Source organism: Gardnerella sp. Marseille-Q9185 (genome assembly GCF_046508745.1).
GTDB classification, from domain to species: Bacteria; Actinomycetota; Actinomycetes; order Actinomycetales; family Bifidobacteriaceae; genus Bifidobacterium; species Bifidobacterium greenwoodii.
Genome location: NZ_JBKFWK010000001.1, coordinates 515,139 through 526,980, shown reverse-complemented (window position 1 = coordinate 526,980; position 11,842 = coordinate 515,139). Strand labels below are relative to the sequence as shown.

At 45.0% G+C, this 11,842-nt stretch carries 9 protein-coding genes; 7 read left to right on the top strand and 2 right to left on the bottom strand.

The window, feature by feature from the left end; translation table 11 throughout:
- Positions 1–17 precede the first annotated feature (17 nt).
- The 7 genes from ACLD5M_RS02055 to tuf all read left to right on the top strand — a co-directional run bounded on the left by ACLD5M_RS02055 (position 18) and on the right by tuf (position 8,526).
- Positions 18–1,217 carry a UDP-N-acetylglucosamine--N-acetylmuramyl-(pentapeptide) pyrophosphoryl-undecaprenol N-acetylglucosamine transferase gene (locus ACLD5M_RS02055; protein ID WP_410314472.1) on the top strand — a complete coding sequence of 400 codons (1,200 nt, stop codon included), beginning with the start codon at positions 18–20 and terminating at the stop codon, positions 1,215–1,217.
- Positions 1,217–2,791 carry a UDP-N-acetylmuramate--L-alanine ligase gene (gene murC, locus ACLD5M_RS02050; protein ID WP_410314471.1) on the top strand — a complete coding sequence of 525 codons (1,575 nt, stop codon included), beginning with the start codon at positions 1,217–1,219 and terminating at the stop codon, positions 2,789–2,791. The genes ACLD5M_RS02055 and murC overlap by 1 nt, the downstream gene beginning before the upstream one ends.
- 72 nt (positions 2,792–2,863) lie before the next feature.
- Positions 2,864–3,835 (top strand): cell division protein FtsQ/DivIB, encoded by a 972-nt coding sequence (locus ACLD5M_RS02045; protein ID WP_004135466.1) that lies wholly within the window; start codon positions 2,864–2,866, stop codon positions 3,833–3,835.
- Between the two features lie 305 nt (positions 3,836–4,140).
- Positions 4,141–4,512: a 30S ribosomal protein S12 gene (gene rpsL, locus ACLD5M_RS02040; protein WP_003813881.1), complete on the top strand. Its 372-nt coding sequence runs from the start codon at positions 4,141–4,143 to the stop codon at positions 4,510–4,512.
- A gap of 3 nt (positions 4,513–4,515) precedes the next feature.
- A complete protein-coding gene (gene rpsG, locus ACLD5M_RS02035; protein WP_004127577.1) occupies positions 4,516–4,986 on the top strand; it encodes a 30S ribosomal protein S7 in 471 nt (156 codons plus the stop codon).
- 42 nt (positions 4,987–5,028) lie between these two features.
- A complete protein-coding gene (gene fusA, locus ACLD5M_RS02030) occupies positions 5,029–7,158 on the top strand; it encodes an elongation factor G (protein WP_004135467.1) in 2,130 nt (709 codons plus the stop codon).
- A 168-nt stretch (positions 7,159–7,326) separates the two neighbouring features.
- Positions 7,327–8,526: an elongation factor Tu gene (tuf, locus tag ACLD5M_RS02025; RefSeq protein ID WP_410314470.1), complete on the top strand. Its 1,200-nt coding sequence runs from the start codon at positions 7,327–7,329 to the stop codon at positions 8,524–8,526.
- Positions 8,527–9,137: 611 nt separating this feature from the next.
- Here tuf and ACLD5M_RS02020 read toward each other — a convergent pair.
- Positions 9,138–11,417: a leucine-rich repeat domain-containing protein gene (locus ACLD5M_RS02020; protein ID WP_410314469.1), complete on the bottom strand. Its 2,280-nt coding sequence runs from the start codon at positions 11,415–11,417 to the stop codon at positions 9,138–9,140.
- A 107-nt stretch (positions 11,418–11,524) separates the two neighbouring features.
- Entirely contained in the window at positions 11,525–11,689 is a 165-nt protein-coding gene (locus ACLD5M_RS02015) for a hypothetical protein (protein ID WP_410314468.1), read from the bottom strand.
- Between the last annotated feature and the right edge of the window lie 153 nt (positions 11,690–11,842).

Here is an 11,842-nt window from a genome sequence, read left to right as displayed (position 1 = left end):
GAAGAATCGGGGAAATAATGAATCAGACTAATGCTAATCAGAAAGAAGTGCATATTGTGCTTGCAGGAGGGGGAACTGCAGGACATGTTAATCCACTACTTTCTGTTGCAGACGCATTAAAACGTATTGAGCCAAACGCTCATATTAGCGTAATTGGTACGGCTGTTGGATTGGAAAAAGATCTTGTTCCAGAAGCAGGATACGAACTTGACACTATAGAAAAAGTGCCTTTTCCTAGAAAACCAAATCTTGACGCACTAAAATTCCCTTTGCGTTGGATTAAAGAAACGCGCAAAGTTCAAAATATTTTATTAAAACGAAAGGCAGATATTGTAGTTGGCTTCGGCGGCTACGCTTCTGCTCCAGTTTATTTTAAAGCTCATTCGAAGCATATTCCGATTGTTATTCATGAGCAGAATGCTAAAGCCGGAATGGCAAATAAATTAGGCGCTAAATGGGCTGAAGAAATAGGAACTGTGTACAATACCACTGGTTTGCGCGCAAAAAACGGTTCTGAAGCAAAAAGAGTAGGATTGCCGCTTCGCCCTGCTATTTCTACATTGTGCAAAAAACTGGAAGAAGATAGGGGCTCGGCTGCAGTTGAAGGAGCTTGCAAGCTTGGATTAGATCCAAAGCGACCAATTATTTTGGTAACTGGAGGCTCTTTAGGAGCAAAAAGCATCAATCTGGCTGTGGCTCAAGCTTCTAAAGAAATTTTGCAGCATGCGCAAGTCATACATTTAACTGGTCGCGCAAAAGCGGAAGAAGTGCGAAGCATAGTTGCAAAGCAAGTAGGTGAATCGCAAATAAACGATATTAATCCAAATCATGCTGGATTAGGTGATTATCATATTGCGGAATATTTAGAGCGTATTGACTGGGCTTTTGCTTGTGCAGACTTGGTTATTTGCAGGGCTGGAGCTGGAACTGTTGCCGAAATTTCCGCTTTAGGATTGCCTGCAGTTTATGTGCCGCTTCCTATTGGTAACGGCGAGCAGCGTTTTAATGCTGAGCCGGTTGTAAAAGCTGGCGGTGCAGTTATGGTAAACGACTGCGATTTTAGCGCTCAATGGTTAAATCTTGAAGGAATAGCTTTATTAGAGGATAGTAAGCGTTTGCAAAATATGCGAAAAGAATCATGGAATTATGGTATTCGTAACGCGGCAGACGTTATGGCAAAGCGTATTCTTGAAATCGCAAAAGGAAGCAGAAAATAATGTCGAATGTTAATAATAATGCGGATTTGCTATGCTATAAAATCACTCTAAATCCAATAAAAGCTGCATTTGAAGATTCTAAAAACGCATCCACTCTTGGAAGAGTGCATTTTATTGGCATTGGTGGAGCAGGAATGAGTGTTCTTGCAGAAATGCTTCACGAAGAAGGCGTAAGTGTTAGCGGATGCGACCGCGAAGAAAACGATCACACAAAGCGTTTGGAAGAATTAGGTATTTCAGTAGAAATTGGCCAAAACGCTTCTCATGTTGAGAGTGCAGATGTGCTTGTGTATTCAAGCGCAATTAAGCCGAATAATCCAGAAATTGTGGCAGCTTACGCCAATGGTGTAAAACTCGTGCATAGAAGCGATATTCTTGCGCTACTTCTTGCCTCAAAAACTGGTGTTACTGTTGCAGGAGCTCACGGTAAAACAACTACAAGCTCGCTTCTTTCTCACATACTAAGCGTTGCTGGAACTGGAGAACTTGCAGACCCAAGCTACGCGATTGGCGGATCAATACAGTCTGAAGATGGCACTGTTATTGATGGCGGCCACGCGGGTAAGGGAAGCGTTATGGTTGCTGAAGCTGACGAATCCGACGGAAGCTTTGAAAAATATCGCCCAAGTATTGCAATCGTAACAAATGCTGAAGCAGATCACTTAGATCATTACGGTTCTAGCGAACGCTACCGTGAAGCTTTTGTTGAGCATGTAAGTCACGCTATTGATCACGTAATAATTTGCGCTGATGACGAAGGTGCTAGAAAAGTTCTTGAAAAAATGTCGGACGAAACTTTGCGCGCAACAATTGCCTACGGTGCTTACGATTCGTGGGCTTCAACTAGCGCTCGCGTGCAAAATTTGACGCAGTTTGCTGGTATTAAGCATGAAAGCGAGCAGGCTGTAAGTGGGCGAGAAGTATTTACGCTTGTTTTGCCTGGGGATATTGCTGGTAATGCTGGTAATGCTGGCAAAATAGAAGATTCACTAAGCTTAGAAGTTAGTTTGCTAATTCCAGGATTGCACAATGCGCGTAACGCTTCGGCTGCTATTATTGCTGCAGTGTTGCTTGGAATGAAGCCGGAAGATGCGGCTCGTGGTGCTCAAAGTTTTAGGGGAGCATCTAGGAGATTTGATATTCGAGGATGCGTTAGCGGTGTTACTGTTGTTGACGATTATGCGCATCATCCAACGGAAATTGAAGCTTTACTTCGTGCTGCTAGAAGGCGCTATACTTCAGCGAAATTGCGTGTGCTGTTCCAGCCGCATTTGTTCTCTAGAACGCGCGCTTTTGCTAGTGAGTTTGCTAAGGCTTTGGCTTTGGCTGACGACGTGATTGTTACTGGCATTTTTCCAGCTCGCGAAAAGCAGGAAGATTTTCCTAATATTCACGCAGAAACTATTGTTGAGGCTGCAAAAACGCAGAATCTCAATGTGCAAATTGAGGCTGTGGAAGATATGCGTGAGGCTGCGTTGAAACTTACTGCGCGCGCAAAATCCGGAGATGTTCTTCTTACTGTTGGTGCTGGAAGTATTACTGATATGACGTCTGTTATGCTAGAAGCATTGTAAAAATATTCACAAAATAGTAAGAAATATCTGCTATTCTTTAGGAAACTTAAGCTTCACGAGGAAAGGAGCGGTATGGGTCGCGTGATTGTTAGTAAATCAAATGATTCTTCTGAAAATAAGCCGCATCCTCGCACTGTTAAAAGCCTTAATTTAGCAGATGCGAATCCTAATCGCGAAGAAAAGCATCAGGGTAAATTTGTTGATGCAAGGCGCTTGCCAGGTCTTGACTTCATAAAGAAAACGCTAAGTCAAACTTCTGGATCTTTTGGAATGATGACTCGTCCTAGAATTGTCAATTTCAAAGAGCGCTTAAAAGAACGTAAATCCGCTTATTTGAAGTTTACGCTTAAACGTGTTTTAGCTGCTATAGCTGTTATTGCAGTTCTTGCAGCGCTTTTATGGCTTCTGTTTTTCTCACCGGCATTTCGTCTTCAACTAGACGATATTACTATTTCTGGTTCTAACGAATGGGTGAGTGAGCAGAAAATCGAATCGATAGCGTCTACTCAAGTAGACAAATCGCTGTTTTTGGTATCTTCGCAAGAAGTAATTGGTCAGCTTAAAGATATTCCTGGCGTAACTGAAGCAAAAGTTACTAAAAATTTCCCGCATAGTTTACAAATTACGGTTAGAGCTCAACGTCCTGCAGCAATGCTTAAAACTCGCGAAAGCAGTAAGCTCACAGCTGTGGATGCAAAGGGTAGAGTTTTAAATGCCGTAGCACAGGCGTCTATTAAAGGTATTCCGGTAATCGAAGTAGGGGATATTCAACGAAGCCTAAACAATAGAGCCGTTCTTGAAGCTGTGAAAATCGTAAGCTCGCTGCCGGAATCAATGCGTGCCAGAGTTACAAAAGTTAGTGCAAAAACGCAGGATTCTGTTGAAACGGAACTTGGTGATGTAAAGCGAACTATTGTTTGGGGCGATTCTTCGCAAATCGAATTAAAAAAGGCTATTGTTGCTAAAATTATTGACGATCCAAGCAAAATAGGAGATAAGCATAGGCTCGATGTTTCCGCTCCTGTGCGACCAATTCTTAAGTAGATTTTGGTTTTAATTGGGTTTGAGTTGGGTTTTATTTTGCTTTTGTGATTTAGTTAGAAGCATTGTCAAACTTTGGTGTATAATAGTAATTCGTGTGTGCCAACGGCGTGCCTTATGTGATAGGCGTGCAGGTTGGGATATCCCAAGTGCCAAAGATAGCGCGCAGTAATGCGTGACTGGAGGCGCAAGGGCCATCGGGCCGGTGGACTGTGGCTTTTACTCTTTTAACCGATTCAGGTTTAAGGTGTGCTGCAGTGTGGCGGTTTTCACCAAACAGAACATATCAATGAATCGGAGAACTTAAGTTGCCTACGATTGAACAACTCGTCCGTAAGGGACGTCAGGCCAAGCCTAAGAAGTCAAAGACTTTGGCCTTGAAAGGTAGCCCGTTGCGTCGTGGCGTGTGCACCCGTGTGTACACCACCACTCCTAAGAAGCCAAATTCCGCGCTTCGTAAGGTTGCTCGTGTGCGCCTCAGCTCGGGTATTGAAGTAACCGCCTATATTCCAGGCGAAGGCCATAACTTGCAGGAGCACTCCATCGTGCTTGTGCGCGGTGGCCGTGTGAAGGATCTCCCAGGTGTGCGTTACCACATCGTGCGTGGCGCGCTCGATACCCAGGGTGTCAAGGACCGCAAGCAGGGTCGTTCCCTGTATGGAGCAAAGAAGGCGAAGTAAAACATGTCACGTAAAGGACCTGCAAAAAAGCATCAGTTGCTTCCTGATCCAATCTACGGCTCGACCGTCGTGGCTCAGTTGATTAACAAAATCCTTCTCGATGGTAAGAAGTCCATCGCAGAAAACATCGTCTACACCGCTCTTGAGCAGGTGAAGGCTAAGACCGAGCAGGAGCCAGTTTCTGTTTTGAAGCGCGCTCTCGATAACATTCGTCCAAGCCTCGAGGTTCGTTCCCGCCGCGTTGGTGGCGCAACCTACCAGGTTCCAGTCGAAGTTAAGCCTGCTCGTGCAAACACATTGTCCCTTCGCTGGCTTACTGACTTCTCCCGCGTTCGTCGTGAGAAGACAATGGCTGAGCGTTTGGCCAACGAAATTCTCGATGCCTCCAATGGCTTGGGTGCTTCCGTGAAGCGCCGCGAGGATACCCACAAGATGGCAGAAGCAAACAAGGCTTTTGCTCACTATCGCTGGTAATCCACAAGATAATCGGTATCTTAAAGAGCTAAGGATAAGAATATGGCACAAGATGTGCTTAACGACCTGAATATGGTTCGTAACATCGGCATCATGGCGCACATCGATGCTGGTAAGACTACTACAACCGAACGTATTCTTTACTACACTGGTAAGAATTACAAGATCGGTGAAACTCATGATGGTGCTTCTACCATGGACTTCATGGCTCAGGAGCAGGAACGCGGTATTACTATTCAGTCTGCTGCAACCACCTGCTTCTGGAAGCGTCAGACTCACGACGTTGATGACCGCTATCAGATCAACATCATCGATACCCCAGGCCACGTGGACTTCACCGCTGAGGTGGAACGTTCCCTTCGTGTTCTCGACGGTGCTGTTGCAGTCTTCGATGGTAAGGAAGGCGTGGAGCCTCAGTCTGAAACCGTGTGGCGTCAGGCAGATAAGTACAGCGTTCCACGTATTTGCTTCATCAACAAGATGGATAAGCTTGGCGCAGACTTCTACTACTCCGTCAAGACCATCAAGGAGAAGCTCGGCGCAACTCCACTCGTTATTCAGCTTCCAATCGGCGCTGAAAACGACTTCACTGGCGTTGTTGACTTGATTCGTATGAAGGCTTACGTCTGGAATGACGTTAAGGACGATATGGGTGCTCACTACGACACCGTTGACATTCCTGCAGATTTGCAGGATCGTGCAGAAGAGTATCGTGCTGAACTCATGGATCAGGTTGCTGAAGCTGACGACGAATTGGTTGAGAAGTATCTCGAAACTGGCGAACTTACTGAAGAAGAAATGCGCGCTGGTATTCGTAAGCTTACAATCGAACGCAAGGCCTTCCCTGTAACCTGCGGTTCTGCATTCAAGGATAAGGGTGTTCAGCCAATGCTGGATGCTGTTGTTGACTTCCTTCCAAGCCCAGAGGATGTTCCATCCATTAAGGGCTTCAAGCCAGGCGACGAATCCGTTGAAATTGACCGCAAGCCAGTGAACACCGATCCATTCGCAGCTTTGGTCTTCAAGATTTCCACCCATCCGTTCTACGGCAAGCTCGTATTCGTGCGCGTTTACTCTGGCGAAGTTAAGCCAGGCGATTCTGTGTACGATTCCACGAAGTCCAAGAAGGAACGCGTTGGCAAGATCTTCCAGATGCACGCTGATAAGGAAAATCCTGTAGATTCCGCAGAAGCTGGTAACATCTACACCTTCGTTGGTTTGAAGAACGTCAGCACTGGTGATACCTTGTGCGACGAAAAGAACCCAATCTCCTTGGAATCCATGACCTTCCCAGATCCTGTTATCGAGGTGGCTGTGGAGCCAAAGACGAAGGCTGATCAGGAAAAGATGAGCTTGGCTTTGGCTAAGCTTTCTGACGAGGATCCTACCTTCCAGGTTAAGACCGATGAGGAATCTGGCCAGACTTTGATTTCCGGTATGGGCGAGCTTCAGCTTGACATTATCGTTGATCGTATGCGCCGCGAGTTCAAGGTCGAAGCGAATGTTGGTAAGCCACAGGTTGCTTACCGTGAAACCATTCGTAAGGCTGTTATGAACCAGGAATACACTCACAAGAAGCAGACCGGTGGTTCTGGTCAGTTCGCTAAGGTTTTGATGAACTTCGAGCCTCTCGACACAGAATCTGGCGAAACTTACCAGTTCGTCAACGAAGTTACCGGCGGCCACATTACCAAGGAATTCATTCCTTCCATCGACGCAGGTGTGCAGGAAGCTATGGAATCCGGTGTGTTGGCTGGCTTCCCAGTTGTGGGCGTAAAGGCAACCGTCACCGACGGTCAGACTCACGATGTCGATTCTTCGGAAATGGCCTTCAAGATTGCAGGTTCCATGTGCTTCAAGGAAGCTGCACCAAAGGCTAATCCGGTAATTCTCGAACCAATTATGGCAGTCGAAGTCCGTACTCCAGAAGAGTACATGGGCGATGTCATGGGCGATTTGAACTCTCGCCGCGGTAACATCCAGTCTATGACTGATGCAACCGGCGTTAAGGTTATTGACGCAAAGGTGCCGCTGAGCGAAATGTTCGGCTACATCGGCGATCTTCGTTCCAAGACTCAGGGCCGCGCAATGTTCACCATGCAGATGGACTCTTACGCAGAGGTCCCGAAGGCTGTTTCGGACGAGATTATTAAGGCTCAGCGCGGCGAATAAAGCGCACGCTACTTCGGTGTTTTCTGTCCCCGGTCAACGCTAGAATTTCTACGTTGACTGGGTTCTGGCACCGAAGTGGCACCTAACCCAGAAACCCAGTAAATATGTAGCGAAAGACTTTACACATTCGTGTAAAGCAAACTACGAGACGTCCAGGAGGACAAACACATGGCAAAGGAAAAGTACGAGCGTACTAAGCCGCATGTCAACATTGGTACCATTGGTCACGTTGATCACGGCAAGACTACTCTGACCGCGGCTATCTCCAAGGTGCTGCACAGCGAATATCCTGATTTGAACCCTCAGTATGACTTCGATCAGATTGATGCCGCTCCAGAAGAGAAGGAACGCGGTATTACCATCAACATCGCACACATCGAGTATCAGACCGCTGAGCGTCACTACGCTCACGTGGACGCTCCAGGCCACGCTGATTACGTTAAGAACATGATCACCGGTGCTGCTCAGATGGATGGCGCAATCCTCGTGGTTGCTGCTACCGATGGTCCTATGGCTCAGACCCGTGAGCACGTTTTGCTCGCAAAGCAGGTCGGTGTCCCGAAGATCCTCGTTGCTTTGAACAAGTGCGATATGGTTGATGACCCAGAGCTTATTGACCTCGTTGAAGAAGAGGTCCGTGACCTCCTCGAAGAAAACGGCTTCGATCGCGACTGCCCAGTCATCCGCACCTCTGCTTACGGTGCTTTGCACGATGACGCTCCAGATCACGACAAGTGGGTAGAGACCGTCAAGGAACTCATGAAGGCTGTTGACGAGTACATCCCAACCCCAGTTCACGATCTTGACAAGCCATTCTTGATGCCAATCGAAGATGTGTTCACCATCTCCGGTCGTGGTACCGTGGTTACCGGTCGTGTTGAGCGTGGTAAGCTCCCAATCAACACCCCAGTGGAGATTGTTGGCTTGCGTCCAACCCAGACCACCACCGTTACCTCCATCGAGACCTTCCACAAGCAGATGGATGAGGCAGAAGCTGGCGATAACACTGGTCTTCTTCTCCGTGGTATCAACCGTACCGACGTTGAGCGTGGCCAGGTTGTGGCTGCTCCAGGTTCTGTGACCCCACACACCAAGTTCGAAGGCGAAGTTTACGTCTTGACCAAGGACGAAGGTGGCCGTCACTCGCCGTTCTTCTCCAACTACCGTCCACAGTTCTACTTCCGCACCACCGACGTCACCGGCGTTATCACCTTGCCAGACGGCGTTGAGATGGTTCAGCCAGGCGATCACGCAACATTCACTGTTGAGTTGATCCAGGCCATCGCAATGGAAGAGGGCTTGACCTTCGCAGTTCGTGAAGGTGGCCGTACCGTTGGTTCCGGTCGTGTGACCAAGATTCTTGCCTAGTATTCTCTAACTGAAAATATTAGCTAAGGCTTAACAAAGACCCCGCGAGGAAACTCGTGGGGTCTTTTTGTTGTTTCGCGCGTGCTCCAAATGCGGGATTTGATGCTCGCTTTTGGAGGGTTTGCTCTGGCGTATCGCTCCAAATGCGGGTAATTCATCTCGCTTTTGGAGGGTTTGGTCTGGTTTGGCGCTCCAAACGCGCGCGACTGGTTTCACGTTGGCGCGACGACCTGCTTGAGCGATGCATTGCGAGCGATGACCTGTTTTCTGCGCGAGTGTCTCATTTTGCCCATTTTTGGGCACTGGTGCAGATGGGTTACTGCGTTAGGTTCTCTGATTGTAGATTATTGGACATTAGTGCAGATTGCGTACTGCGTTAGGGTCTCTGGTTGCCTGTTTGGGAAACATTCGACGTGTAGTTCTCTGGCATTTGTTGTCGTTTTTGCCTTGGCTGACCACATTTGCCGTGTATTTTTCCGGCGTTTGGAGAGTTTGGGGTTGTTTGTCGCTCCAAATGCGCGCGACTGGTCTCATGTTTGGAGCGTAGAACACATAAATAAAAACCCTGCCGACGAATCAGCAGGGTTTTTGTGTTAGCTAGTTAGATTTTGTTAGATTCTTGAGATTCCAACATTCTTGCATTTTGCTGAAATTGCAACAAGCAATCCAAGCACTAATAAACCGAAGGATGCAATAATCGCGCAGTATGTATCCGTTCCAGTATTAGATAACTTGTGACGTTTATTGCTGGATTTGTTTGCAGTTTTGCCTGTGTTAGCGTTGTCGACTGTGTTAGCGTTGTTGCCTGAGTTAGACGTATTTGCGGAATTTGCGCCATTTTGAGATGCATTATTTTGAGATGCGCCATTTTGAGATGTATCATTTTTAGCAGCATCTGGCTTTCTATTAATGTACGGATTAGGCGTATTGCTATTTTCTGAACCAGTATTAGGCGTTGTGCCTATGTTTGGATCAGGCGTTACGTCTATTTTCAAATACGGCTTAGGTAATATCTCTGGTTCCGTCATGTGCGATTGATTCGAAGGGGTTCCAGGCTGATCTGGAATTGGCGCAGGTGTAGGCGTGACAGACGGATCCTGCGAATCTGGCGTTGGCACAGGCGTTGGTGTTGGCTGCGGAGCTGGCTGAGGCTGAGGTTGAGGTTGAGGTTGAGGCTCTGGCTGCGGCTGCGGCGGCGTTGGCGGAGTCGGCGTTGGATCAGGATTCGGCTTTGGCTTTGCCTTTACAGTAAAGCTCGCATAAAACTTACACTGCGATCCATCAAGATAAGTAACCGTAACAGGAACATTAACAGTTTGATCTTTATCAGTTGCGTCAGGTATTTTTTTAAAATCATCACCTATCGTAACCGTAGGCGCCTTGTAATAATATGCAACATCAACATCATCATCATTCGTATATGCACAAAAATCTCCTACTTTTTTGAAAATAGTCCGTTCAGGATTCATTGGCCCATACAAATAGAATGAATAAGCGCTTGTTTCGTTACCACAATTTCTCTTATTACAATCATCATCCTCTGGATCACAATAATCACATGCAGTAGGCTTTAAACCAGCAGGAATTGCAGGATATTTACGTTTTCCACCTGTTACAAATAATCCCTCAACCTGATTTTTAACATCATCACTAATCGATTTCACAGTCGGTTTGCTACTAGACTGCGTAGCACTAGACGAATCAATATCATTAATTTTCACATCACTACTTTTAGCAGGCCACGTTTCAGCCATTGTTTTTACTTTAACGTGAATATTAAAGTTATCAACAGAATCATACCCGATTATCTTGTTGTCTTTTGCTTCTCCTTGTGTATATTTTAAAGCTGCAGCAAAATTGTATTCGCCAGGCAGATATGCATTCCTGCTAATTGCACCATCAGTATTAATATTTTCATTCCAGGCATCCCAATATGAAAAATCAAAATAATCCGTGCCCTTTTTAAATCCGTCTATTACAACTTTGGATTTTAGAGATGATATATCAATCCCTCTTCCCTCACCAAATCCAAGTTCAATATTAAAATCTTGTATCTTATGTTGACGAATCAACAATTCTCCATTAAACAAAAAATTAGGACCAACATGAACATTTCCTCCACCTGTATGAGAATAGAACTCAAATCCTAATGTTTTATTTAGGTCAAAATTTATTAATTTAACTCCATCATTTTCGTTTATTGTAATAGTTTTATCATTTATATAAGTTGGCCGCATAAATGGAGTGGGAACATATCTATAAACGTACTTATAAGTAAAGTTGTAATCTTTATCTTTAATAGTTGACGCCAAAAGCTTAGTATATTCATACCCATCTTTAGCCTGCTGAGTAGTTATATTTTCTTCAATATGCTGGTTAGAAAAATCATACAAACTATCGTATTTGGATTTTGAATATAACACATACGAATACGGATCTTTTTTGGCATCAGCAAACAATTTATCGCTTTTTACAGCAGCAATAGCGTAAATCTTATCAACGTTTCTAATACTATTTTCTTCAGCCTTAATGCTTATAAGCTTGCCATTACAAAGACTAACAAGACTATCTACATTACTAACTTTGTTTATACTTATGTCCAAAGATTCAAGATTTGTTAAACTGGCTAATTTAGAAATATCACTTATATTATTATCACTCAAATCCAATGTTTTAAGATTTGTAAGAGTAGAAAGCGGCTTTAAATCAGAAATATTATTGTGATCTAATTTCAATTCTTCAAGATTTGGAAAATACTTTAAAAAGCTGATGTCACTAATGTCTTCAATGCTTAAACCAAGCTTTTTGATTTTCTCCATATCTGTTTTTGTTGGATGCCACTTTTCAACAGAATCAGGTAAAGTAAAACCATCGTTTTGAGAGTAAGACAAGCTGTTATACAAGTCTCTCTTAAGTTTTGGGTTATTAGCAAATAAATTGTTTGGATCTTCTGGCTTGGCTACACTGTCACTACCGGTACTAGATGCAGAAGGCTTAGTTAACGCAGCCCCCCCCCAAGCGTATTTTGCGCAAAAGCCGCATAAGCAGGTATCATGCCAAAAATCATGCAGCTAGAAATAATTGAACCAACAATTAGCTTAAAAACTTTAAGATTTAAACCACTTTTAATACGATTAACTAACATGCCAATAATCCCAGGCATAAACTCAACCTTCTTATTCAACAATCTCAAATAAATACTAGTCCGTAAGTACAGCCACCAGCTGCTAACTGTTATTTTAGTAACTGTCTGGAACAATTGCATAAAAGAGTGCATAATAAAAACCCTGCCGAACGAATCAGCAGGGTTTTTATG